Source organism: Amycolatopsis sp. cmx-4-54, from assembly GCF_046548895.1.
In the GTDB taxonomy this organism is placed as follows: Bacteria; Actinomycetota; Actinomycetes; order Mycobacteriales; family Pseudonocardiaceae; genus Amycolatopsis.
The window spans coordinates 20,292-44,971 of the sequence record NZ_JAEBEJ010000009.1; the positions used below are offsets into that span (position 1 = coordinate 20,292).

The 24,680-nt window shown below is 68.5% G+C and carries 24 protein-coding genes; 13 read left to right on the plus strand and 11 right to left on the minus strand.

What is annotated here, in order from left to right:
* Positions 1 to 86: 86 nt before the first annotated feature.
* The 6 genes from pheT to infC form a co-directional block, all read right to left on the minus strand.
* A complete protein-coding gene (gene pheT, locus ACLJQ7_RS27255) occupies positions 87 to 2,660 on the minus strand; it encodes a phenylalanine--tRNA ligase subunit beta (protein ID WP_410651013.1) in 2,574 nt (857 codons plus the stop codon).
* Positions 2,661 to 3,725 carry a phenylalanine--tRNA ligase subunit alpha gene (gene pheS, locus ACLJQ7_RS27260; RefSeq protein ID WP_410651014.1) on the minus strand — a complete coding sequence of 355 codons (1,065 nt, stop codon included), beginning with the start codon at positions 3,723 to 3,725 and terminating at the stop codon, positions 2,661 to 2,663.
* A 236-nt stretch (positions 3,726 to 3,961) separates the two neighbouring features.
* Complete coding sequence (locus ACLJQ7_RS27265; protein WP_410651342.1) at positions 3,962 to 4,795, minus strand: TrmH family RNA methyltransferase; 834 nt, start codon at positions 4,793 to 4,795, stop codon at positions 3,962 to 3,964.
* Positions 4,792 to 5,169, minus strand: coding sequence for a 50S ribosomal protein L20 (gene rplT, locus ACLJQ7_RS27270; protein WP_005163284.1), 378 nt, complete (start codon positions 5,167 to 5,169; stop codon positions 4,792 to 4,794). The genes ACLJQ7_RS27265 and rplT overlap by 4 nt, the downstream gene beginning before the upstream one ends.
* Positions 5,170 to 5,231: 62 nt before the next feature.
* Positions 5,232 to 5,426, minus strand: a complete 195-nt coding sequence (rpmI, locus tag ACLJQ7_RS27275; RefSeq protein WP_007028043.1) for a 50S ribosomal protein L35 — start codon at positions 5,424 to 5,426, stop codon at positions 5,232 to 5,234.
* Positions 5,427 to 5,496: 70 nt separating this feature from the next.
* Positions 5,497 to 6,072, minus strand: coding sequence for a translation initiation factor IF-3 (gene infC / locus ACLJQ7_RS27280; RefSeq protein ID WP_063273553.1), 576 nt, complete (start codon positions 6,070 to 6,072; stop codon positions 5,497 to 5,499).
* Between the two features lie 268 nt (positions 6,073 to 6,340).
* Between infC and ACLJQ7_RS27285 the strand changes: the two genes are divergently transcribed.
* From ACLJQ7_RS27285 to ACLJQ7_RS27295, 3 genes are all read left to right on the plus strand, one after another.
* Positions 6,341 to 6,700 (plus strand): DUF1844 domain-containing protein, encoded by a 360-nt coding sequence (locus ACLJQ7_RS27285; protein ID WP_005163289.1) that lies wholly within the window; start codon positions 6,341 to 6,343, stop codon positions 6,698 to 6,700.
* A 122-nt stretch (positions 6,701 to 6,822) separates the two neighbouring features.
* Entirely contained in the window at positions 6,823 to 7,470 is a 648-nt protein-coding gene (locus ACLJQ7_RS27290; RefSeq protein WP_410651015.1) for a GntR family transcriptional regulator, read from the plus strand.
* Positions 7,467 to 8,462, plus strand: a complete 996-nt coding sequence (locus ACLJQ7_RS27295; RefSeq protein WP_410651016.1) for a 1-aminocyclopropane-1-carboxylate deaminase — start codon at positions 7,467 to 7,469, stop codon at positions 8,460 to 8,462. Before ACLJQ7_RS27290 ends, ACLJQ7_RS27295 begins: the two co-directional genes overlap by 4 nt.
* Before the next feature lie 251 nt (positions 8,463 to 8,713).
* Here the strand turns inward: ACLJQ7_RS27295 and ACLJQ7_RS27300 are convergent, their stop codons facing one another.
* Genes ACLJQ7_RS27300 through ACLJQ7_RS27310 form a run of 3 tightly spaced genes read right to left on the minus strand, consistent with a single transcriptional unit; the run spans position 8,714 to position 10,796 of the window.
* Positions 8,714 to 9,097, minus strand: coding sequence for a RidA family protein (locus ACLJQ7_RS27300; RefSeq protein WP_034321592.1), 384 nt, complete (start codon positions 9,095 to 9,097; stop codon positions 8,714 to 8,716).
* A complete protein-coding gene (locus tag ACLJQ7_RS27305) occupies positions 9,094 to 9,858 on the minus strand; it encodes an IclR family transcriptional regulator (RefSeq protein ID WP_410651017.1) in 765 nt (254 codons plus the stop codon). Before ACLJQ7_RS27305 ends, ACLJQ7_RS27300 begins: the two co-directional genes overlap by 4 nt.
* Positions 9,855 to 10,796, minus strand: a complete 942-nt coding sequence (locus ACLJQ7_RS27310) for a sugar kinase (RefSeq protein ID WP_410651018.1) — start codon at positions 10,794 to 10,796, stop codon at positions 9,855 to 9,857. Before ACLJQ7_RS27310 ends, ACLJQ7_RS27305 begins: the two co-directional genes overlap by 4 nt.
* A 150-nt stretch (positions 10,797 to 10,946) precedes the next feature.
* Here ACLJQ7_RS27310 and ACLJQ7_RS27315 point away from each other — a divergent pair, with 150 nt between their 5' ends.
* The 9 genes from ACLJQ7_RS27315 (at position 10,947) to ACLJQ7_RS27355 (ending at position 21,692) form a co-directional block, all read left to right on the plus strand.
* The gene (locus ACLJQ7_RS27315) at positions 10,947 to 12,251 is read left to right on the plus strand and encodes an amino acid deaminase (RefSeq protein WP_410651019.1); all 1,305 of its coding nucleotides are present in this window, start codon (positions 10,947 to 10,949) and stop codon (positions 12,249 to 12,251) included.
* 33 nt (positions 12,252 to 12,284) lie between these two features.
* On the plus strand, positions 12,285 to 13,880 hold the full coding sequence (locus ACLJQ7_RS27320) for an N-acyl-D-amino-acid deacylase family protein (RefSeq protein ID WP_410651020.1): 1,596 nt from the start codon (positions 12,285 to 12,287) through the stop codon (positions 13,878 to 13,880).
* A complete protein-coding gene (locus ACLJQ7_RS27325; RefSeq protein WP_410651021.1) occupies positions 13,877 to 15,265 on the plus strand; it encodes a GntP family permease in 1,389 nt (462 codons plus the stop codon). Before ACLJQ7_RS27320 ends, ACLJQ7_RS27325 begins: the two co-directional genes overlap by 4 nt.
* 27 nt (positions 15,266 to 15,292) lie before the next feature.
* Positions 15,293 to 16,423 carry a lactonase family protein gene (locus ACLJQ7_RS27330; RefSeq protein WP_410651022.1) on the plus strand — a complete coding sequence of 377 codons (1,131 nt, stop codon included), beginning with the start codon at positions 15,293 to 15,295 and terminating at the stop codon, positions 16,421 to 16,423.
* Between the two features lie 12 nt (positions 16,424 to 16,435).
* Entirely contained in the window at positions 16,436 to 17,719 is a 1,284-nt protein-coding gene (locus tag ACLJQ7_RS27335) for an extracellular solute-binding protein (RefSeq protein WP_410651023.1), read from the plus strand.
* Complete coding sequence (locus ACLJQ7_RS27340) at positions 17,720 to 18,679, plus strand: carbohydrate ABC transporter permease (RefSeq protein ID WP_016335409.1); 960 nt, start codon at positions 17,720 to 17,722, stop codon at positions 18,677 to 18,679. It abuts the gene before it with no gap.
* Positions 18,670 to 19,536 (plus strand): carbohydrate ABC transporter permease, encoded by an 867-nt coding sequence (locus ACLJQ7_RS27345; protein ID WP_410651024.1) that lies wholly within the window; start codon positions 18,670 to 18,672, stop codon positions 19,534 to 19,536. Before ACLJQ7_RS27340 ends, ACLJQ7_RS27345 begins: the two co-directional genes overlap by 10 nt.
* A gap of 1 nt (position 19,537) precedes the next feature.
* On the plus strand, positions 19,538 to 20,950 hold the full coding sequence (locus ACLJQ7_RS27350) for a beta-N-acetylhexosaminidase (RefSeq protein WP_410651025.1): 1,413 nt from the start codon (positions 19,538 to 19,540) through the stop codon (positions 20,948 to 20,950).
* A gap of 157 nt (positions 20,951 to 21,107) precedes the next feature.
* Positions 21,108 to 21,692 carry a hypothetical protein gene (locus ACLJQ7_RS27355; RefSeq protein ID WP_410651026.1) on the plus strand — a complete coding sequence of 195 codons (585 nt, stop codon included), beginning with the start codon at positions 21,108 to 21,110 and terminating at the stop codon, positions 21,690 to 21,692.
* On the opposite strand, the gene ACLJQ7_RS27360 is transcribed toward ACLJQ7_RS27355, so the two are convergent.
* Together ACLJQ7_RS27360 and ACLJQ7_RS27365 are read right to left on the minus strand one after the other, a co-directional pair.
* Positions 21,693 to 22,235, minus strand: coding sequence for a hypothetical protein (locus ACLJQ7_RS27360; RefSeq protein WP_410651027.1), 543 nt, complete (start codon positions 22,233 to 22,235; stop codon positions 21,693 to 21,695).
* Complete coding sequence (locus ACLJQ7_RS27365; protein WP_410651028.1) at positions 22,232 to 23,308, minus strand: DUF5005 domain-containing protein; 1,077 nt, start codon at positions 23,306 to 23,308, stop codon at positions 22,232 to 22,234. The genes ACLJQ7_RS27360 and ACLJQ7_RS27365 overlap by 4 nt, the downstream gene beginning before the upstream one ends.
* 67 nt (positions 23,309 to 23,375) lie before the next feature.
* Between ACLJQ7_RS27365 and ACLJQ7_RS27370 the strand changes: the two genes are divergently transcribed.
* Positions 23,376 to 24,629: a choice-of-anchor Q domain-containing protein gene (locus tag ACLJQ7_RS27370; protein WP_410651029.1), complete on the plus strand. Its 1,254-nt coding sequence runs from the start codon at positions 23,376 to 23,378 to the stop codon at positions 24,627 to 24,629.
* Positions 24,630 to 24,680 lie beyond the last annotated feature (51 nt).

A 24,680-nucleotide genomic window follows, 5' to 3' on the forward strand; every position in this document is an offset into this window, starting at 1 on the left:
GGTCCTCACTTTGCCACACCTGAAGCGCATGAAGGCCCCCTTCCCTCGGCTGAGCCGAGGGAAGGGGCCTTCATGTGACTTTCGGGTCAGGCCCGCAGGCTCGCGCCGAAGCGTTCACCGGCGACCGCGACGGCGGCGTCGCGGGCCTTGGTGGCCTCGTCGACGGTCAGCGTGCGGTCCGCGGCGCGGAACCGCAGCTTGTACGCCACCGAACGCTTGCCCTCGCCCAGTTGTTCACCCTGGTACGAGTCGAACAGCGTGATGTCCTCGAGCAGTTCGCCCGCGCCTTCGCGCAGCGCCTCGGCCAGATCGGCCGACGGGACGCTCTCCTCGGCGACGAGGGCGACGTCGAGCAGCACCGGCGGGTACGCCGAAATCCGCGGTGCCGGACGGCCGTCCGGGATCGGGATCGCGTCCAGGTCGAGCTCCATCGCGACGGTGCGCGGCGGCAGCCCGAGCGCCTCGACGACCTTCGGGTGCAGCTCACCGGCGTAACCGATGGGCCACTGCCCCACCCGCAGCTGCGCGCAGCGGCCGGGATGCCACGGCGGCTGGTCCGCCGCGGCCGTGGTCAGCTCGACACCGGCGGCCTGCGCCACCAGCCGGGCGGCCTGCACCGCGTCGGCCCAGTTCGCCTGCTCGCCCGCACCCCACCAGCCGGCCCGGGCACGCTGGCCCGCGAGCACGACGGCGACGTGCAGCGGCTGCGGCGGGACCGCCGCCTCCAGTACCGCGAGCTCCTCGTCGGTCGGGCGCCGGGCCACCCCGAGCGAAGGCATCGGGATCGGGTTCGGCCCGGGCAGCACGACCTGTCCGATGTGGAACAGCGAGACATCCTTGAAACCACGGGAAATGTTGCGCTGCAAGGTATCCAGCAGCCCCGGCAGCAAGGTGCTCGCCATCCGGTCCCGGTCCGCCTCCAGCGGATTGCGGACCTTCACGGTGCTGCGGCGGACGTCGTCCTCGGGCAGCCCGAACGCGTCCCAGACCGAGTCCGCGATGAACGGGAACGGCAGCACCTCGACGTAGCCGTTCTCCGCCAGCGCACGCGCGACCGAACGACGGCGGCGCTGCGTGTCGGTGAGGCCACGGCCGGCCGGGGCGTCGGGCAGCACCGACGGGATGCTGTCGTAGCCCTCCAGCCGGAGCACCTCCTCGACCAGGTCGGCGGGCTGCACCAGGTCACCGCGCCAGCTCGGCGGCACGGCGGTCACCAGCGCGGTGCCGTCCTCGGCCGTGCCCACGTTGACCTTGCAGCCGATCTGCGAGAGCCGTTTGACCGTGACGCCGCGCTCGTAGCGCACCCCGGCCACCTGGTCGGGCAGGCTGATCGGCATGGTCACCGGCGGGTTCGGCTCGACGCCGCCCTCGTCGGTGCGGCCGGGCAGGATCGAACCCTCGCCGTACTGACGCAGCAGGCGCGCGGCGAGCTCGACGGCCACCGCGCACAGCTGCGGGTCGGTGTAGCGCTCGAACCGTTTGGCCGCCTCGGAGAACAGCTTGTGACGGCGGGCCGTCCGGCTGATCGACGACGGATCCCAATGCGCCGCCTCGAGCAGCACGTCGGTGCTCTCCGGCGTGATCTCGGTCGACGCGCCACCCATCGTGCCCGCCAGCGAGATGACCCCGCTGTCGTCGGCGATCACCACGTCGTCCGCGTCGAGCGTGCGCTCGACATCGTCCAAAGTGGTCAGTTTCTCGCCCGGCTTCGCCTTGCGCACCACCAGATCGCCCTTGACCGAACCGGTCGCGAAGGCGTGCAACGGGTGCCCGAGTTCGAGCATGACGTAGTTGGTCACGTCGACCGCGAGCGAGATCGAGCGGATACCCGCCAGCATCAGGCGGCGGCGCATCCACCACGGCGTCGGCGCGGTGGCGTCGAGGTTCTTGACCCGGCGCAGCACGAACCGCTTGCAGCCCTCGGTGTCTTCGAGGTGCACCGGCCAGACGTCGCTCTCGGCCTCGGGGACCTCGATGGACGCCGGGTCGCCGAACGGGACGTCGAGCGCGTTGGACAGCTCGCGGGCGAGACCTCGGACCGAAAGGGTGTAGCCACGGTCCGGGGTCGGCGTGACCTCGAGAACGGTGTCTTCGAGGCCGAGCAGTTTGTTCGCGTCCTCGCCCGGGCTGGCCGTGCTCGGCGGCAGCACCAGAATGCCGGAGTGGTCATCACCGATGCCCAGTTCGCTCGCGGAGCAGATCATGCCGTCGCTGAGGCGGCCGTAGGTCTTGCGCGAACCGATCTCGAAACCACCGGGCAGCACCGTGCCGGGCAGCGCGACGACGACCAGGTCGCCCTCGGCGAAGTTCGTGGCACCGCAGATGATCCCGCGGGTCCTGATCCCTGTCGGGCCCTCGTCCTCGAAGGGACCTTCGTCGTCGTCCTCATCGTCGGCACCGTCGTCGACGTTCTCGTCAGGCTTGGCGTCGTTCTCGGGCTCGCCGACGTCGACGCGGCAGAAGCGAACCGGCTTCTTGAACTCGGTGAGCTCCTCGATCTCGGCGACGCGGCCCACCACGAGCGGGCCGGTGACCGGTTCGAGTTTCCGGACGTCGTCGACCTCGATGCCGATACGCACGAAGGCGTCGGCCAGATCCTGGGCCGTGACCTCCTCGTCGACGTCGAGGTGTTCGGTCAGCCAGCTGGCTGGGACCTTCACTCAGGCCTCCGTTCCGAAGGGCAGGGTGAACCTGATGTCGCCCTCCACCATGTCGCGCATGTCCGGGATTCCGTTGCGGAACTGCAGGGTGCGCTCGATACCCATGCCGAAGGCGAAGCCCGAGTAGACCTCGGGATCGACGCCGCAGGCACGCAGGACGTTGGGGTTGACCATGCCGCAGCCGCCCCACTCGACCCAGCCGGCGCCGCCCTTCTTCTCCTCGAACCAGACGTCGACTTCGGCCGACGGCTCGGTGAACGGGAAGAAGTGCGGGCGCAGGCGGGTCTTCGAGGTACCGCCGAACATCGCGCGGGCGAAGGCGTCGAGAGTGCCCTTGAGGTGCGCCATCGTCAGGCCCTTGTCCACCGCGAGCCCTTCGACCTGCGAGAACACCGGGGTGTGCGTGGCGTCGAGTTCGTCGGTCCGGTAGGTGCGGCCGGGGCAGACGACGTACACGGGCAGGTCACGGTGCAGCAGCGTGCGGGCCTGCACCGGCGAGGTGTGCGTCCGCAGCACCAGGCCGGAGTCCTCCGCGCCGAGGTAGAACGTGTCCTGCAGCTGGCGCGCGGGGTGATCCTTGCCGAAGTTCAGCGCGTCGAAGTTGAACCACTCGGCTTCGAGTTCCGGCCCGTCGGCGACCTCGTAGCCCATCGCGATGAACGCGTCGGCGATCCGATCGGACAGGGTCGCGATCGGGTGCCGGGCGCCACGGGGCACACGGTCCCACGGGAGCGTGACGTCGACGGCCTCCTCGCGGAGTACCTTTTCGTCACGTTCGGCTTGGAGCACGGCTCGGCGCGCGTCGAAGGCGGCCTGAATGCCTTGGCGCGCTTCGTTGACCCGCTTGCCGGCTTCGGCCTTCTCCTGCTTGGGCAGGGCGCCGATCTCACGGCGGGCGAGCAGCAGCGGAGACTGGTCCCCGAGGTGGGCGGGTTTGACCGCGGCCAGCGCGTCGAGATCCGCCGCGGCCGCGAAATCGGTCTCGGCCTGTTTGACGGCGGCCGTCAACGTTTCCGGCGCGAGCGTTCCCGCCTGGGGGTCCTGCTTGTCGTTGGCTTCGGACATAACTCCTCGGCGTCCGCTGGGACTGGTCCGGTGCACGCGAGCGCACACATGGGTTTAGCAGCTGCTGAATTCTATGGGACAGCGAACGGCGGCCCCCGATCACCCTCGGGCTGGGCACACCGTCACTCGGAAGTGCGAAAACCGCGCTCTACGCCGTAAACAAGGTGCTGGAACGAACACTGCGTTCCATGAGAGCTCCCTTGGTGTCGTGCTGCGACGGCGTGGTGCCCGCGACTCTACGTGGTGGCGGCCCGCGAAGCCATCGCATTCGTGTACACGCAGATCGCGGCGGCCGTCGCGAGGTTCAGGCTCTCCGCCCGGCCGTACATCGGGATCTTGACCGCGCGATCGACCGTCTCCAGGACCGCCTGCGGCAGTCCGTGCGCCTCGTTGCCGAAGACCCACGCGGTGGGCTCGTCGAAGGTCACCTGATCGAGCTCGGTGTCGGCGTAGCCGTGCGCGCCGAAGGTGCGGAGTCCGGCGGCGGAGCAGGCCTTCAAGGCCGCGTCGACGTCCCGGATCCGGGTGATGGCGGGGTGGAACAGGCTGCCGGCGGCCGCGCGGACGCATTTGCCGTTGTGCGGGTCGACGCTGTCCCCGGCGAGGACGACCGCGTCGGCACCGGCGGCGTCCGCGACCCGGATCACGGTGCCCGCGTTACCGGGATCCGCGACGTCGACGAGGACGACGACGAGTTTCGCGCCCGGCTTCAGGACGGTCTCTTGTGGACGGTCGACGAGCGCGCAGACCGCGACAATGCCTTGCGGCGTCACGGTCTCGGACAATCCGCCGGCCGCGCGATCGGTGATCGGCGAGACGGGGACGCCCGCCTCGCGCGCGGCGACGAGCAGGCGCTCGTGCTGCGCGGCGGCGCGTTCGGTCACGAACAGCTCGTACACCGTGCCGCCGTGTTCGAGCGCGGCTTCGACCGCGTTCGCGCCCTCGGCCAGGAACCGGCCGGTCTTCTCACGCTCGGCCCGGCGGGTGAGCTTGCGCGCAGCAACGACCCGGGGCGTCCGTTCGGTGAACGGAGCGGCCCCGGGTCGCGGAAGAACGCTGTCGCCGGTCAGGCCGACTTCTTCTCTTCGGTGTTCACGTTCGCCTTGGCCAGCTCGGCCAGCGCGGTGAAGGCGGCGGCGTCGTTGACCGCGAGGTCCGCGAGGATCTTGCGGTCGACCTCGACACCCGCGGCCTTGAGGCCCTGGATGAACCGGTTGTAGGTCACGCCGTTGGCGCGGGCCGCCGCGTTGATGCGGGTGATCCACAGCTGGCGGAAGTCACCCTTGCGGGCACGACGGTCCCGGTAGGCGTAGTTCAGCGAGTGAAGCGTCTGCTCCTTCGCCTTGCGGTACAGCCGCGAACGCTGGCCGCGGTAGCCGCTGGCGAGCTCGAGAGTCGCGCGACGCTTCTTCTGGGCGTTGACAGCCCTCTTGACGCGTGCCACTGGGTCCATCCTGTCGATCTGGGGGCGCGCTGGCGCGCCCGGCGTTTACAAAGTGCGGGGTGTCAGCGGCCGAGAAGGCGCTTGACGCGGCCGACGTCGTTCTTGGCGATCTCGGTCGTGCCTTCGAGGCGACGGGTGAGCCTGTTGGACTTCTTCTCCATCAGGTGGCGGCGGCCGGCCTTCTGGCGGCGCAGCTTGCCCGAACCCGTGACGCGGACACGCTTGGACGTCCCGCTGTGCGTCTTCATCTTCGGCATTACGTTGTCCTCTTCCGTGCGGCGGCACACCGGTTTTGCCCGGTGTGCCGCTGACATGTGCTGGTCGGCGCTACGCGTCGGCGGGCGGCTCGGACGTTTCGTCCTTGGCTGCCTTCGCGGCCTTCTGCGGCTTCACGTTCTTGTGCGGGGCCAACACCATGATCATGTTGCGACCGTCCTGCTTCGGCGACGACTCGACGAAGCCGAGCTCGGTCACCTCGTCGGCGAGCTTCTGCAGCAGCCGGAACCCGAGTTCCGGCCGGGACTGCTCGCGACCGCGGAACATGATCGTGACCTTGACCTTGTTGCCTGCCGCAAGGAAGCGCGACACGTGACCCTTCTTGGTCTCGTAGTCGTGCTGGTCGATCTTCGGCCGCAGCTTCTGCTCTTTGATGACGGTGAGCTGCTGGTTGCGGCGGGACTCGCGGGCCTTCTGCGCGCTCTCGTACTTGAACTTGCCGAAGTCCATGAGCTTGCATACGGGCGGGCGTGCCTGCGGGGCGACCTCGACGAGATCGAGATCGTTCTCCTGTGCCAGCCGCAGCGCATCTTCGATCCGGACGATGCCGACCTGTTCACCGGCCGGCCCGACGAGGCGGACCTCCGGTACCCGGATTCGGTCGTTGATGCGTGTCTCGGAGCTGATGGGGCCTCCCTGGTTCGAGGTAAATTCTTCTACCGTTTCGACCTGGTGCCCACATACCTAAGGCCCCGGTACCGTGCGGTACGCGGGGCCCACTCTTTCCGATCGTGTTCGATCTCCAGAACCGAACACACCGCCTCGACGCCCGAAATCGTCTTGGCGAGACCGGACCCGGACACCTGGTGTTGCGGCGGTGACACGGGTGGGAGCGGGGCTCCACTTGCCGCCCCCGATCACTCGGGGGCTGGTCGCTCGTGGAAGGGTACCAGACGTGTCAGATGAACCCGTTCAGCAGCCCCCGTATTCCCCGGACGTCCGCGACCTGGAGGACATCCCGAGCGTCGAGGTGATCAGCAGGGCGGCCGTCATGCTGCTCTCCGCCGGCGCCGAACGCCTCGGCCTCGCGGACGAGGACCCGGCCAGCTCACCGCACCGCGACCTCGACGAGGCCCGCCGCCTGATCACCGCCCTCGCCGGGCTGGTCACCGCTTCCGCAGAGTACCTCGGCCTGCACGCGGGCCCGTTGCGCGACGGCCTCCAGTCGCTGCAGAAGGCGTTCCGCGAGGCTTCGGCCGTGCCCGACGCGCCTGGACAGGGTCCGGGCGAGAAGTACACGGGACCGGTCTACTAGCCCGCTTCGGCTTCCTTCAAGTGCAATGAAGGGGCCTTTCATTGCAAATTTTGCAATGAAAGGCCCCTTCATTGCACGCCGCACCTAGCCATCGCGACATCTGGGCAGCTAACATTTCAGATGTGAGTGGGTTAGCGAAGGTACCGAGGTCCCTCCTCCGGAACGAGGCCTACGAGAGCATCCGGCGGGCGATCATCGACGGGACGCTGCCGCCGGGGACGAACCTGCGCGACGGCGACCTCGCCGAACAGCTGGGGCTTTCCCGGGCGCCGGTGCGCCAAGCCCTGCTCAGGCTCGCCGAGGACGGTCTCGTCGAGTCGAAGCCGCAGAGCTACACGCGCGTCGCGGGCTTCGTTCCCGACGACGTCCGCGACGCCTTGCAGCTGGTCCGCGCGCTGCACGAGTTCGCCGTCCGGGCGGGCGCGCCCAGGATGGGGGCGGCGGAGGTGGCGGCGATGCGCGCGGCCAACACCCGGTTCGCCGACGCGATCGCCGCCGGGGACATCGCGGCCGCGATCGCCGCCGACGATGAACTCCACGACGTCCCCGTGGCCGCCGCACGCAATCGGGCGATCGCCGCGACGCTGGCCCGCTACACGCCCCTGCTGCGGCGTCTCGAATACGCCCGCTTCGGCTCCCTGCCCGCCCACCGGTCGGTCCGGCGCCACGCGGAGCTGGCCGACGCCATCGAAGCGGGCGACGTCGACGCGGCCTGCGCGATCACCGCCACCATCTGGACCGAACTCGAAGCCCTCCTGGAGACGCCATGACCCTCGCCGATTTCCCTCGCTACCCGCTGCTGTTCGGCCCCTCCCCCGTCCATCCGCTGGAGCGGCTCACCGCTCATCTCGGCGGCGCGAAGGTCTGGGCGAAACGCGAGGACGCCAACTCCGGTATCGCGTTCGGCGGCAACAAGACCCGGAAGCTCGAGTACCTGGTCGCCGACGCGCTGGCCTCGGGCGCGGACACGCTGATCTCGATCGGCGGCGTGCAGTCGAACCACACCCGCCAGGTCGCCGCGGCCGCCGCGCGGGCCGGGCTCAAGGCCGTGCTGGTGCAGGAGAGCTGGGTCGACTGGAACGACCCGATGTACGACAAGGTCGGCAACATCCAGCTCTCCCGCGTTCTCGGCGCGGACATCCGGATGGTTGAGGCCGGGTTCGGCGTCGGCTTCAAGGAGAGCTGGGAGAACGCGGTCAAGGAGATCGAAGCCGGCGGCGGGAAGCCGTACGCGATCCCGGCGGGCGGCTCGGACCACCGTCTCGGCGGGCTCGGTTTCGCGAACTGGATGGTCGAACTCGAAGCGCAGGAGGCGGAGCTCGGCGTCTTCTTCGACACGGTGATCGTCTGTTCGGTGACCGGCAGCACGCAGGCCGGAATGGTCGCCGGGGCCGCGCTTTCCGGGAAGCCGCGCCGGATCCTCGGCATCGACGGATCGGCGAAACCGGCCGAGACCCGCGATCAGATCACCCGTATCGCCCGCGCGACCGCCGAACTGATCGGTGCCGGCGAGATCGGCGAGGTGGAACTGGACGAGCGCTACCACGCCGGGATCTACGGTATTCCCGATGAGTCCACTTTGGACGCTATCAGGACGCTGGCCCGGCTGGAGGGAGTGCTCACCGATCCGGTGTACGAAGGCAAGTCCACGGCGGGACTGATCGACCTCGTGGCGCGCGGCGAGATCGCGCGGGATTCGAACGTGCTGTTCGCGCATCTGGGCGGGCAGCCCGCGCTGAACGGGTACACGAGCGTCCTGTGACCTCGTGAGTGGCAAGGACGGTTCCAGCCGAGGGTGTCTTAGGTACCTACTGGCTTCCGGTCGCTGGTGATCCCGGGCCCGGCCACGGCCGACGTTGCGAAAGCCACTTTCCCAACGTTGAAGGTTGCGAAAGTGGCTTTCGCAACCCCCGGCCAAGCCCAGCACCCAGCAGCACCCCGGTACCGAGTGGGTCTGGTCTCGTGAGTGGTAAGGACGGTTAGAACCGTCCTTACCACTCACGAGGCGCCGGGTCAGTCCGTGACGGCCAGGACGTCGATCTCCACCAGCAGTCCGGCGGGCAGGCCGACGTACACGGTGGTGCGGGCCGGGTGCGGCGCCTCGCCGATCAGCTTGTTGTAGACCTCGTTGAACGCACCGAAGTGGTCGACGTCGGTCAGGTACACGCGCACCATCATCGCGTCGGCCAGGCTCGAACCGGCGGCCTCGAGCACCGCCTCGATGTTCTTGAAGGTCTGCTCGGTCTGCTCACCGACGGTCTCGCCGACGATGGCGCCGGTGGCCGGGTCGAAGGCGACCTGGCCGGCCACCTGCAGGATGTTGCCCTTGCGGACCGCCTGCGAGAACGCGGCCACCGGCTTCGGCGCGTTCTCCGTGCTGATCGCGGTCTTGCTCATTCCAACTTCCCCTTTCGGTTCCCCGTCCATCCACTGTGGACGGAAGCTTCTTCGGCGGCGGCGATCAGCTCCGGCACGAGCGCCATCAGGCCGTCGTAGTCGAGCAGTACCTTCGGCACCGACACGGACGCGGCGGCGAGCACCACGCCGCCCGGGCCGCGGACGGGCGCGGCGACGCAGTGGATGAAGTCCTCGTGTTCGGCGTCGTCCACCGCGTAACCGCGGTCGGCGACGAGCGCGAGCTCCTTCTCGTAGGCCTCGGGTGTGGTGATCGTGTTCGGCGTCCGGACGAAGAAGTCGATCCTCGACACCACGTCCGCCTGCTTCTCCGGTGTCATCGCCGCGACGAGCACCTTGCCGACGGCGGTGCAGTGCAATGGCGCGCGTTTCCCGATACGGGAGTACATCCGCACCGAATGCCTGCCCTCGAACTTGTCGATGTAGACGACCTCTCCGTCCTCATAGGACGCGAGGTGCACGGTGTGCCCGGTGCGCGCGTTGAGCCCGGCGAGCGCGGATTGCGCGGTGCGGCGGACGTCGCGATCCTCCAGCGCCTGTTGTGCGAGGTCGAAGAGCGCGCTGCCCAGCCGGTAGTACCGCTGCCCTTCCCGGCGCACGAAGTGGTGCGTTTCCAGGGTGCGCAGCAGGCGCAGCACGGTCGACTTGTGCACGCCGATCTCCTCGGCGAGCTGGTCCAGCGTCTTCGGCTCGCGGGCGAGCCCGCTCAGCAGCGTGAGCGCCCTGTCCAGGCTCTGGCTCATCCGCCCACCATTCCCTTGTCCGTCAGCTTGGCCGCCGCCCATGCTGCCTCATCCGCCCCGAGGAGCGTTTCGACGACCGACGCGGGCAGCGGCCTGCCCACGTCGTCGTGGGTCAGCAGGGTGGCCGCGGCCTGCAGATGACCGCGCCGAAGCCGGGTCGCGGGGTCGTCGCCGCGCAGGGTCGCGGCGAGGAAACCGGCGGCGAACGCGTCACCGGCCCCCACCGGCTCCACGACGTCGACCTGCAGCGCGGGCGAGAACAGCGGTGCTTCGTCGCCGTCGATGAGGGTTACTCCGCGTGCCCCGTGCTTGACGACCAGCGTCTTCGGTCCCGGTACGGCGGCGCGCAGCCGTGCCGGGTCGCCGGTCCCCCACACTCGCTCGGCCTCGTCCTCGCCTGCCAGCACGATGTCGGCGCGGGCGGCGAGCCCGGCCAGCACCGACGGGTCGCGCCCGGTCCACAGCGCGGGCCGGAAGTTCACGTCGAACGACACCAGCGTGTCGCCACGCGGTCGTTCCATCAGCGCCCGCACGAGGTCGAGGCAGCCGTCCGAAAGGGCGGGCGTGATCCCGGACAGATGGATGACACGCACCCCGTCGAGTTCGAGTTTCCCCAGGAGCCCGGCGTCCATTCCGGACGCGGCCGAACCCTTGCGGTAGTAGCGCACGGGGCTGCCGTCCGCTCCGCTCTCCTTGATGTAGAGCCCGGTCGGGCGCGTCGGATCGACCAAGACCGCGCTGACGTCCACCCCCGCCGCGCCGATCTCGCGCACGAGCGCGCGGCCGAACGGATCGTCGCCGACGGCACTCACCCACGCACTGGTGAAACCCAGCGCCGGGAGATGGCAGGCGACGTTCGATTCGGCTCCGCCGATGGTTCGCACCCACTTCCGTACCTCGTCGGGCGGCCCGGATTCGGCCGGTACGAACAAGGCCATCGACTCCCCGATGCACAAAACGTGGGGCGCGCTTGTCACCTTCGCGTCTCCTAGTCGTCACGCCGTTGACCTCCAGCGGACCGGATGCTACACCTATCCCACGCAATATGCGCAACGTCCGTTGCAACATACGCAACCGAGGTGAACCTCATGTTCGAAGCCGGCACCATCGATTCCGCCGCGGTCGCGGCCGTCCGGGAGGAGCGCGTCGACTGGCGCTTCCGCTCGGTCGCGCCCTCGCTGTCCGGTCTCACGATCGGCGAGGCCGCCGCCCGCGGCGCCAAGCTGTTCGACGACGGCTTCCTCGGCCCGTTCGTCGTTCTCGACGAAGAGGCCGTCGAGCACAACCTCCGCACGATGGCGGACTGGTGCGCCGAACGCGGGGTCGCGCTGGCCCCGCACGGCAAGACGACGATGGCGCCGCAGCTGTTCGAACGGCAGCTGAAGCACGGCTCGTGGGGTATCACCTGCGCGAACGCCGGCCATCTGCGGATCTACCGCGCGTTCGGCGTTTCCCGGATCCTGCTGGCGAACCAGCTGCTCGACCCCTCGGGCCTGAAGTGGCTCGCCGCCGAGCTGGACGCCGACGAAGACTTCGAGTTCGTCTGCTGGGTCGACTCGGTCCGCGGTGTCGAGCTGATGACCGAAGCCCTGCGCGGTGCCCGTCGCAAGGTGGACGTCCTGGTCGAACTCGGCGCCGAGGGCGGCCGCACCGGGGTCCGCGACACCGAGACCGCGCTCGCCGTCGCCGAAGCCGCGCACGCGAGCCCGGCTCTGCGGTTGCGCGGATCCGGCGGTTACGAAGGCGCGCTTTCCCACCACACCGACGAAAAGTCGCTCCAGCTGATCAGTTCCTATGTGGACGGTCTGCGGGAACTCGTCTTCGCCTTCCACGCCAAGGGCCTGCTCGACGACGCCGGCCAGATCATCGTCACCGGTGGTGGCAGCGCGTACTTCGACCGTGTCGCCGACGAGCTCACCAAGGACTGGGGCGGCCTGGACGTCCTGCCGATCCTGCGCAGCGGTGCCTACGTGACCCACGACGACGGCTTCTACCGGGTGATCTCGCCGCTGGGCGAGCAGCCGCGCATCGACGGCGTCGCCCCGTTCCGGTCCGCGCTGCGCGCCTGGGCTCAGGTGACGTCGAAACCGACGGACGAACTCGCGCTGCTCACCATCGGCAAACGGGACGCCTCGTTCGACGAGGGCATGCCCGAGCCGCGCCTGATCCGCAAGGGTGACGGGCCGCCGTCCGCGCTCGAAGGTCATTCCATCCAGAAGATGAACGACCAGCACGCCTTTCTCACCCTGCCCGCGTCGTCGCCGGTCGAGGTCGGCGACTGGATCGCCCTCGGCCTGTCGCATCCGTGCACCGTTTTCGACAAATGGCCCCTGATCCCGGTCGTCGGCCCCGACGGCGAGACCGTGCTCGATTTCGTCCGCACCCATTTCTGATCCGTCCTCCACCGCCGCAGAGGAAGAATCGCCATGGACATCGTTGTCCGCTCCGCACTGGTCGCCGACGGCACCGGGGATCCGCTCACCAGGCACGACGTGGGCATCACCGACGGCCGGATCGCCAGTGTCGCCGAACCCGGGTCGCTCGCCGGCCGCCGCACCATCGACGCGGAAGGGCTCGTGCTCGCGCCCGGGTTCATCGACATGCATTCGCATTCCGACCTTCAGCTGCTCGCCAATCCGGATCACCTCGCGAAGCTCTCCCAGGGCGTCACGACCGAGGTGCTCGGACAGGACGGGCTCTCCTACGCGCCGGTGAACGACGACGTCCTCGCGGCGCTGCGCCAGCAGCTCGCCGGGTGGAACGACGATCCGGCGGGCTTCGACTGGAACTGGCGCTCCGTCGGCGAATACCTCGATCGCCTCGACGCGGGGGTCGCGGTCAACGCGGCCTACCTGGTGCCGCAGGGCACCGTCCGCATGCTCACCGTCGGGTGGGAGGACCGGCCCGCGACCGAAGCCGAGATGAACGCGATGAAGGAACTCATCGCGACCGGGCTGGCCGAGGGCGCGATGGGCATGTCGTCCGGGCTCACCTACACGCCGGGCATGTACGCCACCACCGAAGAACTCGTCGAGCTGTGCCGGGTCGTCGGGGAGAACGGTGGTTTCTACAGCCCGCATCACCGCAGCTACGGCAAGGGCGCGCTCGAGGCGTTCGGCGAGATGGTCGACGTCTCCCGCCGCTCGGGGTGCCCGCTGCACCTCGCGCACGCCACGATGAACTTCTCGGTGAACAAGGGCAAGGCGCCGGATCTGCTGAAGCTGCTCGACCGGGCGCTCGACGACGGCTGCGACATCACGCTCGACACCTATCCCTACCTTCCGGGTGCCACGTACCTTTCCGCGCTGTTGCCGAGCTGGGCCACCGAAGGCGGGCTCGACGCCACCCTGGCCCGCTTGTCCGATGTGGACACCCGCGAGCGGATCCGCGCCGAGATCGAAGAGACCGGCTCCGACGGCGCCCACGGGGTGCCGATCGACTGGGAGGCCATCGAGATCAACGGTGTCCGCCGGGACGAGAACGCCCACCTCGTCGGGTATTCCGTCGCCGCGTCGGCGGGGCGTGCCGGGAAGCCGGCCGCGGACCTGTACTTCGACGTCCTGCTTTCGGAGAAGCTCGGCACGTCGTGCCTGATGCACGTCGGGCACGAGGAGAACGTCCAGGCGATCATGCGCCACCGCACGCACACCGGCGGCAGCGACGGGCTGCTCGTCGGCGCGCGGCCGCATCCCCGCGCCTGGGGCACGTTCCCGCGATACCTCGCGCGCTACGTCCGCGAGCTCGGCGTCCTCGACCTCGCCGAATGCGTCGCCCACCTCACCGGCCGCGCGGCGGACCGCCTGCGGCTGACCGACCGGGGTCTCGTCCGCGCCGGATACGCGGCGGACCTCGTGCTGTTCGACCCGGAAACCGTCGCCGACACCGCCACGTTCGACGAGCCGCGGCAGCGGGCCGCCGGTATCCCCTATGTCTTCGTCAACGGTGTCGCCGCCATCGACGATGGTCAACCGACCGGCGCCCTCGCCGGTCATTCACTGCGGAACCCCGGGAGTGCCCGATGATCGATTGGCTCCAACATTCGACGGGAGGTCTCCTGACCCTCGCCGCCGTCTCGATCGCGGTGTTGCTGTTCCTCATCATCAAAGTCAAACTCGAGCCCTTCATCGCGCTGATCGTGGTCGGCCTGCTGACCGCGCTGGCCGCGGGCCTGCCGGTCGGCCAGATCGTCGGCTCCGCCCAGAAGGCGTCGGATTCCCTGCTGGAGAAGGGTTTCGGCGGGATCCTCGGCCATATCGCCGCGATCATCGGACTGGGCACCATCCTCGGGTCCATTTTGGAGCGTTCCGGCGGAGCGAGGGTGCTCACCGGCGCGCTGCTGCGGGCCATCGGTGAGAAACGGGCCCCGTTGGCGATGGGTCTCGCGGGTTTCGTGTTCGGTATCCCGGTCTTCTTCGACATCGGCATCTTCGTGCTGGCGCCGCTGGTCTACGTGGCCGCCAAACAGGGCGGCCGCTCGCTGGTGCTGTACGCGTTGCCGCTGCTCGCCGGGCTTTCCATCACCCACGCGTTCCTCCCGCCGCACCCCGGCCCGGTGGCCGCGGCCGGTCTGCTGCACGTGGAACTCGGCTGGATCATCCTGATGGGTCTGGTGTGCGGTATCCCGGCGTTCCTCGTCGGCGGCGTCGCGTACTCGACCTGGATCGGCAAGCGCGTCGATGTGCAGGTTCCCGCGGAATTCCTGGTCGCGGAAGAAGACGGCGACAAAGAGGAGAACCCGCCGTCGCTCGGGCTGGTGCTGGGGATCATCGCGGTCCCGCTGGTGCTGATCCTCGCCGGAACCTTCGGCAGCATCTGGCTTCCCAAGAACTCTGCGTCCGCCGGCGTCGCCGCGTTCATCGGCACCCCGGCGGTCGCGCTGACGATCTCGGTCCTGCTGGCGTCCTGGCTACTCGGCCTGCGCCGCGGTTTGACCGGCAAGGATCTGAGCGAGCTTTCGGCGAAATCGCTCCGCCCGGTCGCGATGATCCTGCTGGTGGTCGGCGCCGGCGCGTTCTTCGGCGCCGTGCTGTCCGCCACGGGAATCGGCAAGGCCGTCGCGGGCTCGCTGGACAACGCCGGTCTCCCGGTCATCCTCGCCGCGTACGTGATCAGTTGCGGGATGCGGATCGCGCAGGGCTCGGCGACCGTCGCGATCGTGACCACGAGCGGCATCGTCGCACCGACGGTGGCGACGCTGGGCTATTCGCAGATGCAGCTCGCGCTGCTGGTCGTCGCGATTTCGGCGGGTTCGATCATCGCCTCGCATGTGAACGACGGCGGCTTCTGGATCATCTCGCGGTACTTCAACATGACCGTGCCGCAGACCCTGAAAACCTGGACCGTATTGGAAACCGTCCTTTCCGTTTCCGGTTTCGGCGTGGCAGCATTGCTCATGGCAGTGGTTTAAACCACCTGACGACTGGGAGAGATCACGATGACCGGACTGGATCGACGCACCTTCCTCGGCGCCGTCGGAGCGGCTGGGCTCACCACCGTTCTCGGTTCCCACCTCGCGAACGCCTCCGAACAGACCTGCGGACCGAAAGGAACCGGGGCCATCTACCTCAGCAGCTACACCAGTTCCGGGCACGGACTCGATGTCGCTCACCGGGACGCGGCGACCAACGCGCTCGTCGTCGACCGGACGATCCCGGGAGTCAGCAACGCTTCCTGGTTCGACATCAGCGCCGACCGCAAGACGCTCTACGTGACCAATGAGGACGACAACGGTCAGATCTCCTCGTTCAGCCTCGCCGATCCGACGAAACCCAAGCTGCTCAACAAGAAGTCGGCCAAGGGCCGGCACCCGACCCATCTGAGCGTCCACTCGAGCCAGAAGTACGTGCTGGCCGCGAACTACAGCAGCGGCAGCGTCGTCGTCCTCCCGATCCTCGCGGGCGGGAAACTCGGCGACGTCGTCGATCTGGCCCAGCACAAGGGCGCCGAACGCCAGGCACACGCGCACCAGGTCGTCAACGACCCCACCGGCAAATGGGTGCTCGCGGTCGACCTCGGCGCGGATTCGGTCTATGTCTACAAACTCGACGTCGCCACCGGGAAACTGAAGCTCAACCAGCAGCTGAAGCTCCCGTCCGGCGCCGGCCCCCGGCATCTGGCGTTCCACCCGAACGGCAGATACGCGTACATCCTCGGCGAGCTGCGTGCCGAGGTCACCGTCGCGGCGTGGAACCCCGCCACCGGGAAACTCACCGCCGGACAGGTCGTCCCGGCCGTTCCCGCGGGCACCCCCGGCGAGCAGTACCCGGGTGAGATCGCCACGGCCAAGGACGGGAGGTTCGTCTACGCCTCCGTGCGCGGCTCCGACACGATCGCGTCGTTCGGCGTCAGCGAGGACGGGAAGTCCTTGAAGCTGCTGAACAACGCACCCGTTGGCGGCGTGTATCCGCGTCACTTCACCCTCGACCCGACCGAACGCTGGTTCTACGTCTCGAGCGACAAGTCCGGCACGCTCAGCTGGCTGCCGCGCGATCCCGGTACCGGTCTTCCCGGGGCCGTCGCCGGAAAACTGGCGCTCCCCCAGGTCAATTCCGTCTTTTTCGCCTAAGGAGAAAAACCCATGAGAACTCGCGTCCTCATCGCGGGCCTCGCGGCCGTCGGCCTCGTCGCCGGCTGCGCGCCGGCCCAGAACACCCCAGCCGCGAGCGGCGGTGACGAGAAGACCGGCACGGTCCGGGTCTGGCTGTTCGACGAGGCCAACCGCGCGCCCAAGGAGGCGGCGGTCAAGGAGGCGATCGCCGAGTTCAAGGCGGCGCATTCGGGCGTCGAGGTCGACGTCCAGTGGATTCCGGTGGAGGGCCGTGCGGACAAGTTCTCCGGCGCCTTCAACGATCCGGCGAGCGCGCCGGACGTCGCCGAGTTCGGCAACACCGACGTCTCCAGCTACGCCGCCACCGGCGCGCTGGCCGACCTGACCGGCGACCTCTCGTCGTGGAAGGAAGGCGCCGACATCCTGCCCGCGGTACTGGAGACGGCGAAGTCCGGCGGCAAGACCTACGGGCTTCCGTGGTTCACCGGCATCCGCGCGTTGTACTACCGCACGGACCTCTTCGCCGAGCTCGGCCTGAAGCCACCCACGACGCTGGCGGAACTGACCGAGACCGCGAAGACGATCCGCTCCAAGAAGCCCGAGCTGTACGGCATCTCCGTCGGCGGCAAGTACACCTACGCGATGCTGCCGTTCCTGTGGGCACACGGCGGCGAGATCGCCAAGCAGGACGGCGACAAGTGGAAGTCCACTGTGGACTCCGAGCAGGCCAAGGCCGGGGTCGCGGCGTACGCGAACCTGCTGAAGGCGGACATCTGCCCGCCCGAGCAGTGCGCCAACCTCACCGGGACGCAGAGCATCACCGCGTTCGCCGGCGGCAAGGCCGGGATGTCCATCGGCGGTGACTTCAACCGCAAGGCCGTCGAGGCCGGTCAGGTGAAGGGCAAGTACGCGATCATCCCGATCCCGGGCACCGAGGCGGGCAAGATCGCCCCGGCGTTCTCGGGTGGCAACCTGCTCGGCGTGTTCAACGCGACCAAGCGCAAGAGCCTCGCGGTCGAGTTCACTCAGCTGCTGGGTGGCGCCAAGTACCAGGAGAAGATGTACGTCGCCATGGGCAACCTGCCCACTCTCGGCAGCGTCCAGCAGAAGCTCGCCGCGAGCGACCCGTCGGTCAAGCCGTTCGTCGACACGCTCACCGCGGGCACGAAGTTCGTCCCCGCCACCGCGGCGTGGTCGAAGATCGACGCGCAGAACGTCCTGCCCACCGCGATCCAGCAGATCGCGACCGGCGGCAAGGATCCCGCGGCCGCGCTGACCGCCGCCGCCGCCGAGATGAACAAGGCGTTCGGCTAAGTGGTCACGAAGGAAATCCCCCGCACCACGGCTCCGGCCGTCCCGGCACGGCGGTCGCCCCGCCGTCGCCGGGACGGGCGGGCGGCCCTGCTCTACCTGGCGCCCGGTGGCATCCTGCTGCTGGCGATGCTGGTGTACCCGATCTACCAGCTCGTCCTGATCTCGTTCTACGACTACGGCCAGCCACAGGCGGTCGGCAACGCCCCGCTGGTGTTCCTCGGCTTCGGCAACTACGTCGAACTGCTGGAGAATCTCCAGTTCTGGGAGGTGCTGGCCAAGACCCTCGGCTTCACCGCGGTCTGCGTCGTCGGCAGCCTCGCGCTCGGGACGGGGCTCGCCGTGCTGGCGACCCGGGTCCGTGCGTGGGCGCGCGTCCCGCTGTTCCTGGCGGCGCTCGCCGCGTGGGCGACGCCGGCGATGGCGGGCTCGTACGTCTGGCTGTTCCTGTTCGACGCGGACTTCGGCCTGGTGAACGAGGTGCTCTCGGGCATCGGATTCACCGGGATGGCGAACCACTCCTGGACGTTCGACACCTACAGCACGTTCGGGCTGGTGGCGGCCGAGGTCATCTGGTGTTCGTTCCCGTTCGTCATGGTGACGATGTACGCGGGGCTCAAGGGAGTACCGGAAGAGGTCATCGAGGCCGCGTACCTCGACGGCGCGTCGACCTGGCGCACCACATGGTCGATCACGCTGCCGATGGTGCGGCCGCTGCTGACGATCGCCACCATCCAGTCGATCATCTGGGACTTCAAGATCTTCACGCAGATCTACGTGATGACCAACGGCGGCGGCGTGGCCGGGCGCAACCTCGTGCTCAACGTCTTCGCCTATCAACAGGCCTTCGCCGGACAGGAATACGGTCTCGGCGCGGCGCTCGGAGTCGTGATGACCTTGCTGCTGCTGTCCATCACCGGGCTGTACGTCCGGTCGCAACGCCGGAGCGCGGGATGGGTGTGACCGCGGGACGTCGAGTTCAAAAGCCCGGCAGGCTGATCGCCGAGATCATCTGCGTGGTGATCGCGGGAATGGTCGCGTTCCCGGTGTATTGGATGGTGCTCTCCGCCTTCAAGCCCACCGGGCAGATCCAGGCGGAGAACCCCCGGCCGTGGACGCTCACGCCGACGCTCGAACACTTCGAACGGGTGCTGAGCGGCGAAGGCTTCGCGATGTTCTTCCTGAACAGCGTGATCGTGGCCGTCGTGGTGGTGGTGTTGTCACTGCTGCTGTCGTTCCTTTCGGCGGTCGCGCTGACGCGGTTCAACTTCAAGGGCCGGACCGTGCTGCTGGTGATGGTGCTGGTGGCGCAGATGGTGCCGGTCGAAGCGTTGACCATTCCGCTGTTCTTCCTGATGCGGTCGGTCGGCGACGTCGCGCCGGCGTTCGGCACCAACCACCTCGGCTCGCTGATCCTGGTGCACCTGGCGTTCAGCCTGCCGTTCGCGATCTGGATGCTGCGCGGCTTCGTCGCCGCGGTGCCGCAGGAACTGGAAGAGGCTTCGAAGATCGACGGGGCGAGCCGGATGCGGTTCACCTGGCAGATCCTCTTCCCGCTGGTGGCACCCGGGCTGGTGGCGATCAGTGTGCTGGCGTTCATCCACGCCTGGAACGACTTCCTGTTCGCGAAGACGTTCATCATCTCCAACACCGAGAACCAGACGCTCCCGCTGGCGATCCTGGTGTTCTTCAAACCGGAGGACACCGACTGGGGCGCGGTGATGGCGGGTTCGACGTTGATGACCATCCCGGTGCTGGTGTTCTTCATTCTCGTGCAACGACGACTCGTGTCCGTCATGGGCGGCGCGGTGAAGGGCTGACATGCCTGGCTTCGAAACTCTGCTCCCCCGTCCCGTCTCGGTGGAACCCCTGCCGGGACAATGTCCGATACCGTCCGAAGTGGACGTACGCCGCGACGAGCTGTTGCCCGCCGAGGGTTACCGGCTGGAGATCGATCCGTCCGGCGTGACCCTGCACGCGGCCGACGCGGCAGGCGAGTTCTACGGCCGCCAGACGCTCCGCCAGCTGATCGGGCCGGACGCGTTCCGGGCCGCATCGATCCACAGTGGACAGCAGACGATCCCGTGCGGCGTGGTCACCGACCATCCGCGGTTCGGCTGGCGCGGCTGTTTACTGGACGTGGCAAGGAACTTCCGGACCAAGGCCGAGGTGCTGCGGTTCATCGACCTGATCGCGGCGCACAAGCTCAACGTGCTCAACCTGCACCTGACCGACGACCAGGGCTGGCGGATCGAGATCCCCAATTTCGCCAGGCTGACCGAGGTGGGCGGCTGGCGGAAGTCGTCCATGGTCGGGCGGCACGACGGCCCGGAACGGGACGGGCGGCCGCACGGCGGGTTCTACACGGCCGGCGATCTCCGCGAGATCGTCGCGTACGCCGCCGCGCGTTCGGTGACGGTGGTCCCGGAGGTCGACATCCCCGGCCACGCGCGGGCCGCGATCGCCGCGTACCCCGAGCTCGGCCCGGAAACCGCCGAACCGTGGGAAGTGTGGACGAGCTGGGGCATCAGCACGTCACTGCTGAACACCGAAAAGTCCACAGTGGACTTCTTCAAGCGTGTCTTCGACCATGTACTGGAGATCTTCCCGTCCGAGGTCATCGCGCTCGGCGGTGACGAAGTGCCCGGCGCGACCGAAGAACACGGCCGGTTCGTCCGCGAGATCGCACGGCACCTGGTCGAGCGGGGGCGCCGTCCGCTCGGCTGGGACGAAGTGCTCGAAGCGGGCGACCTGCCGCCGATGGTCATCGGCTCGTGGCAGAGCGAAGCCGCTGGCGCCCGTGCGGCGGCCGCCGGGCACGACGTCGTCATGTGCCCCGAGGAGCACGTGTATCTGGACCACCGGCAGTCCGATCACCCCGACGAACCGATTCCGGTCGGTTACCTGAGCACGCTGGAGAGCTTCTACGATTACGAGCCGGTGCCCGCCGATTTCCCCGAGGGGAAGTCGATTCTCGGGGCGCAGGCGCAGGTGTGGTCGGAGCATCTCGACACCGTGCGCCGGGTGGACTACGTCGCTTTCCCGCGCCTGTGCGCCTTCGCCGAGGTGGCGTGGAGCGATCCGGACGGACGGGACTACGCGGAGTTCCTGCCGCGTTTGCGGGACCACCACCTGCCGCGGCTGGACGCGATGGGCGTCGAGTACCGGCCGCTCGACGGGCCGCATCCCTGGCAGACGCGGCCGGGCGTGCCCGGACGGCCACGGCAGCGGTAGCGGGTTCCGACTGTGAAGTCCGTGAAGGCCTCCTTGAGGGACTCTGGGTCCCTCAAGGAGGCCTTCACGGACCCGGGCCTGAGGGTGACCGCGGTCGGGGTGTGTGAAGGGGCCCCTTCCTTGCGGCAGGTGCGGGGAAGCAGGCCATCATGGGGTGATGAGTGATCAGTCCGCACGGTGGGTCGACGCCTCCCAGCTCCCTGAAGAACTCGTAGCGCTCATCGACTCCCTGCGTCCCGGCGAGCACGTGCTCGTCACCCGGAACGGTGAGACCATCGCGACGATTTCGGGCGCTGTCCGCGAAGAACCGGTGCGTTCGACGGACTCGGACGACATCACGGTGGTCGCCACCGCCATGAAGCTGTCGGCGTCGGCGCGGGACTCGTTGTCCGAGCGGCTCGGCCCCGGTTATCTCGTGCTGGACCTGCGCTCGGCTCCCCCGACCGTCGACGTTCTGCTGGTCCCGCCGGGCAGTCCGCAGTTGATCGGCAACTTCCGCGCGCTGTACCCGAAGGCGCGGATCGTGATCACGGAGATCGAGGACGCCGAACTCGGAGTCAGCTACGAGGGCCCGGTGCGCCGTCTCCTCGACGCCGGCGCGGAGGCCTATCTCCCGTCGAGCACGATCCCGCGGCTGGCGGAGCAGCTGGACCGGACCATGACCCGGCTGAACCAGCTCACCGGTGACACGCCGGTTCCCCTGACCATCGAAACGCCCCGGGACGACCGCGTTCTCGAGTGATCAGCGAGAGTCGAAGCCGCCGATGTTCAACCAGCTCACGCGATCGTCCCAGCTGTCCCAGAAGACCTGCTTCCCGGCAGCCCGGTAACGATGCCGGTAGCCCATCAGCTCGCCGCAATCGAAGCTCTCCTCGACGAGATCGGGCGTTCCGAACACGCCGAGAAACTCGTCACGAGACCGCAGATACCCGAAGTGGGCGAGAAGACTACGCTCGGCGCCGTAGAAGGCGAATCCGGAGACAGTCCCGCCGACGATCCGGTAGCTGAACTTGCCGGGATAGTGAACGATTCCCTCGGTTTCGACGGCGTTCTCGACCACCTCCTCACGAGAGAGGGGCTCCCCGTCCGCGCCGTAGTACTCCGTGGCCCGGCCGCTTCCGCCGATCGAGCGGTGGACGATCGACGAGAGCGTGACCTCGATGACGCTGTCGCGGGCGACGGTGTCGGCGGCTTTCGACCCGAAGACGGCACCGGCGAGACTCAGGCCGCGCGGATCGGCATCCGGCAGGGTGAGGACATCGAGGTCGTCGAGTATCTCGATCACTCGACGAAGCGTAGGGCAGGCGGCCAGGCGACCTCGACGAACCGCGGCCGGTAGATCCGCACGTCGGCGATGTTGTCGGCGTGGTCGAAGCTGTTCACGTTGTACGAAACCGTGAGCTTCCCGGGACGGCTCAGCTGAGGATGCGCAGTCGCGTCGTAGACGATGCGCCGGTCAGTGGCCTCGGGTGCCCGGTGGAGAACGACAGGATCGCCGAACGGTCCGGTCGGGGAAGCAGCGGTGTAGGCCAGCATCACCGGGCTGAAGCCGGCGCTCGTGTCCATGGTGACCAGCACGTATTCGCCGCCGACGCGGGTCACGGAGAACGCCGTTCCGACCCCCGCGAGCATCCGGGCGGAGTCCTCTTCGTGCGACGACCAACCGGCGCCGGTCCAGAACTGCCAAGGTCCGCGAAGGCCCCCGACGGGCACCCGGGCGAGCCGGAGGTGTCCTTGTTCGGCACCGAAGATGTAGGTGTGGCCACCGTCTTCGAGCAGCTCCGATCCCCACGCGACCCGGTCGCTCACCGGGATCACCAGCAGCTCGGACGGCGTCAGCTCGGGCAAGCGGAAGGTGGCCAGCGAAGTCCCGGTGCCCCGGAAGTCGAGGCCGCCGGACCCCGTCGTCCGGTACCGGTTGTAGAGCACCCGCAGGACGTCGCCTTGGACGACTCCGTCACCGACCCAGTAGTGCTCGTCCGAGCCCGCGACCCCGATCAGTGCCTCCGGTTCGTCGGCGGTGCCGCCGTGCAGCGTCTCCCCCAGCGTGCCGTCCTGCCGCTGGACGACCAGGGTGTTGCGGGCGATGGGGCTGTCCGAGGGGCGGCTGTGATCCGGGTTCACCGCGCCGAGGAAGGTGTCCGAGAACAGCCACGCGGTACGACCGTCGGGCAGCGGCACCGACACCGTGCGATCCCCGCCGGTCCAGTGGCCGCCCTGATCGCCGTAGCCGTTCCAGAGCTCGTTCAGCCCGGCGACGGGAGCGACCGGTGGCGGCGCGGACGTGATCCCGCTGCTCGCCACCACGGCACTGAACAGCAACGCGGCCGCTACGAGAATCCTCGACGCGCGGCGCATCGGATCATGCTAAAGCCACCGAGGTCTTTGTACGACCCTTGTGCGCCAGGTGATTACCGTCCGCGGAATGTCCTGGAAACTGCTTTCCGTGACCGTGCTCGCCGCTCTCGCGTGCACCGGATTCACGACGGCCGAAGCCGCCTCGAAGACCTACTACGTCGACCAGGTCTCCGGCAGTGACACCGCGAGCGGCACTTCACAGCAGACCCCCTGGAAATCCCTGGCGAAGGTCTCCGCCACCACGTTCGCCGCGGGCGACACCGTCCTGCTGCGTCGCGGCGGTGCCTGGTCCGGTGGCCTCACCGTCAAGAGTTCGGGTGTGACGATCAGCGCCTACGGCACCGGCGCGCGGCCGATCGTCAAGGGCAACGCCGAAGCGTGTGTCGAGCTCGCCGGCGACGACATCGTGGTGAAGGACCTCCAAGTCGGCGTCGCGGCCGATGCGGGACGCTGTTCGTGGGCCGGGGTGAAAGTGTCCGGCGACCGTGACAAGGTGCTGTCGAACCTGGTCACCGGCGCCGGCGCGGGCGTGTACATCGCGCCGTCGGCCGAGGGCACCGAGGTCACGCAGAACGACCTGGTCGACAACAACCACATGACCGTCGTGACGCCGGGCGGCGACGACGACTCCGGCGCGTTCGCGATCCTGGTCCAGGGCGACGGTTCCGACATCGGCTGGAACCGGATCAGCGGCTCGATCGCGAAAGCCGACGACTTCGGCGGCCTCGACGGCGCCGCGGTCGAGATCTTCTACGGCTCCCGCAATGTCATCCACCACAACATCTCCGAGGACAACGAGACCTTCACCGAGCTCGGCACCGACGCGAAGGACCCCGACGGCGTCTCCACCGGCAACGTCTTCGAGTACAACGCGGTCTTCGGCGCCAAGACGCGCGGCGGGATCATCACGCGCGGCACGGAGGACGGCAACGGGCCGGTGCTCGGCACGGTGTTCCGCAACAACTCGCTCCGGCTCCCGAACGCCGAGGCGGAAGGTTTCGTCTGCTACGGCGGCTGCACCAACCAGATGCTGACGATGACGCAGAACGTCGTCCATGCGGCGTACAAGGTCGGCTACGCGGACACGACCTTCACCGCGACCGATCACAACGTGTACTTCGGCGGGCTCCGGCAGTTCACTCCCGGCGCGACGGACAAGGTCGCGGATCCGAAGTTCACCTCGGCCACGAACCTGATCCTTCGGGCGGGAAGCCCGGCGATCGACCTCGGCACCACGAAGTACGACGACCGCGACGTCGACGGGAACCCGGTCTTCGCCGGCGCGCGGGTCGATGCGGGCGCTTACGAGTTCCAGGGCTAGACAGCCGTGAAGGCCTCCTTGAGGGACTCTGGGTCCCTCAAGGAGGCCTTC

Excerpts from the sequence above, each read along its gene's own strand:
- pheS (WP_410651014.1), bottom strand. The coding sequence starts at position 3,725 with ATGTCCGAAGCCAACGACAAGCAGGACCCCCAGGCGGGAACGCTCGCG.
- rpmI (WP_007028043.1), bottom strand. The coding sequence starts at position 5,426 with ATGCCGAAGATGAAGACGCACAGCGGGACGTCCAAGCGTGTCCGCGTC.
- ACLJQ7_RS27295 (WP_410651016.1), top strand. The coding sequence starts at position 7,467 with ATGACCCTCGCCGATTTCCCTCGCTACCCGCTGCTGTTCGGCCCCTCC.
- ACLJQ7_RS27300 (WP_034321592.1), bottom strand. The coding sequence starts at position 9,097 with ATGAGCAAGACCGCGATCAGCACGGAGAACGCGCCGAAGCCGGTGGCC.
- ACLJQ7_RS27305 (WP_410651017.1), bottom strand. The coding sequence starts at position 9,858 with ATGAGCCAGAGCCTGGACAGGGCGCTCACGCTGCTGAGCGGGCTCGCC.
- ACLJQ7_RS27310 (WP_410651018.1), bottom strand. The coding sequence starts at position 10,796 with ATGGCCTTGTTCGTACCGGCCGAATCCGGGCCGCCCGACGAGGTACGG.
- ACLJQ7_RS27315 (WP_410651019.1), top strand. The coding sequence starts at position 10,947 with ATGTTCGAAGCCGGCACCATCGATTCCGCCGCGGTCGCGGCCGTCCGG.
- ACLJQ7_RS27320 (WP_410651020.1), top strand. The coding sequence starts at position 12,285 with ATGGACATCGTTGTCCGCTCCGCACTGGTCGCCGACGGCACCGGGGAT.
- ACLJQ7_RS27325 (WP_410651021.1), top strand. The coding sequence starts at position 13,877 with ATGATCGATTGGCTCCAACATTCGACGGGAGGTCTCCTGACCCTCGCC.
- ACLJQ7_RS27330 (WP_410651022.1), top strand. The coding sequence starts at position 15,293 with ATGACCGGACTGGATCGACGCACCTTCCTCGGCGCCGTCGGAGCGGCT.
- ACLJQ7_RS27335 (WP_410651023.1), top strand. The coding sequence starts at position 16,436 with ATGAGAACTCGCGTCCTCATCGCGGGCCTCGCGGCCGTCGGCCTCGTC.
- ACLJQ7_RS27345 (WP_410651024.1), top strand. The coding sequence starts at position 18,670 with ATGGGTGTGACCGCGGGACGTCGAGTTCAAAAGCCCGGCAGGCTGATC.
- ACLJQ7_RS27350 (WP_410651025.1), top strand. The coding sequence starts at position 19,538 with ATGCCTGGCTTCGAAACTCTGCTCCCCCGTCCCGTCTCGGTGGAACCC.
- ACLJQ7_RS27355 (WP_410651026.1), top strand. The coding sequence starts at position 21,108 with ATGAGTGATCAGTCCGCACGGTGGGTCGACGCCTCCCAGCTCCCTGAA.
- ACLJQ7_RS27365 (WP_410651028.1), bottom strand. The coding sequence starts at position 23,308 with ATGCGCCGCGCGTCGAGGATTCTCGTAGCGGCCGCGTTGCTGTTCAGT.
- ACLJQ7_RS27370 (WP_410651029.1), top strand. The coding sequence starts at position 23,376 with ATGTCCTGGAAACTGCTTTCCGTGACCGTGCTCGCCGCTCTCGCGTGC.